Origin of the sequence: Marinobacter sp. CH_CUG1437-1, from assembly GCF_037029655.1 — a bacterium.
GTDB classification, from domain to species: Bacteria; Pseudomonadota; Gammaproteobacteria; order Pseudomonadales; family Oleiphilaceae; genus Marinobacter; species Marinobacter salsuginis.
Genome location: NZ_JAYMEW010000015.1, coordinates 1 through 1,209, shown reverse-complemented (window position 1 = coordinate 1,209; position 1,209 = coordinate 1). Strand labels below are relative to the sequence as shown.

Below are 1,209 nucleotides of genomic sequence, written 5' to 3'. Positions count from 1 at the left end.
ATTCAGACTCGGTTTCCCTACGGCTCCCCTAAACGGTTAACCTCGCCACTGAACATAAGTCGCTGACCCATTATACAAAAGGTACGCCGTCACGGAACAAGTCCGCTCCGACTGCTTGTACGCATACGGTTTCAGGATCTATTTCACTCCCCTCACAGGGGTTCTTTACGCCTTTCCCTGACGGAACTGGTTAACTATCGGTCAGTCAGGAGTATTTAGCCTTGGAGGATGGTCCCCCCATGTTCAGACAGGATATCACGTGTCCCGTCCTACTCGATTTCACCAGACTCAGGTTTCGGATACGGGGCTATCACCCACTATGGCGGCACTTTCCAGAGCCTTCTCCTACCAGTTGTCTAGCTTAAGGGCTAGTCCCCGTTCGCTCGCCGCTACTTAGGGAATCTCGGTTGATTTCTTTTCCTCGGGGTACTTAGATGTTTCAGTTCCCCCGGTTCGCCTCTTACACCTATGGATTCAGTGTAAGATACCGACCCGAAAGTCGGTGGGTTTCCCCATTCAGAGATGCCCGGATCACAGCTTGTTTGCCAGCTCCCCGAACCTTATCGCAGGCTTCCACGTCTTTCATCGCCTCTGACTGCCAAGGCATCCACCGTATGCGCTTAGTTGCTTGACTATATAACCCCAAGACAACTGTGTTCCATCCATCGATAACCTGGTAAACCAGGGCATCAATCAGTGGAGACAGTTCCTTGAAGCGATATAACAACCACTTCAACGACAACACCGGATAACGCTTGAAATCGCTATCACATTGAACATATTCCTCTCGGAGATAATGAGAGAAATATCTTCGTGTTCTATCTCGTCCAATTTGTTAAAGAGCAAATCTGACCCAGTGATCAGAAAGAAGGGCTTCGAACTTGTTCATCAAGTTGAAACACTTGTTTCTGCACACTGCTAACCAAAGTTAGTCAGTTCAAAGCATCGATCGTTCAGGCTTTTGGTGGAGCCAGGCGGGATCGAACCGCCGACCTCCTGCGTGCAAGGCAGGCGCTCTCCCAGCTGAGCTATGGCCCCTCGATCTTCCACACAAGCCAGGTCGATTGTAACCTTAGCTATAGAATTGTGTGGATCTAGGCGTGTTCGGGCGCCGCATAGCCTGCTATGCAAGTCCGGACACAACGACGAGCCACGCAATTCTGGTGGGTCTGGGTGGACTTGAACCACCGACCTCACCCTTATCAGGGG

General features: G+C 51.0%; 1 tRNA gene and 1 rRNA gene. Both read right to left on the bottom strand.

The window, feature by feature from the left end:
- Positions 1-634: ribosomal RNA gene (locus tag WA411_RS19055) — 23S ribosomal RNA — on the bottom strand; the annotation flags it as partial.
- Between the two features lie 328 nt (positions 635-962).
- Positions 963-1,038, bottom strand: a tRNA-Ala gene (locus tag WA411_RS19050).
- Between the last annotated feature and the right edge of the window lie 171 nt (positions 1,039-1,209).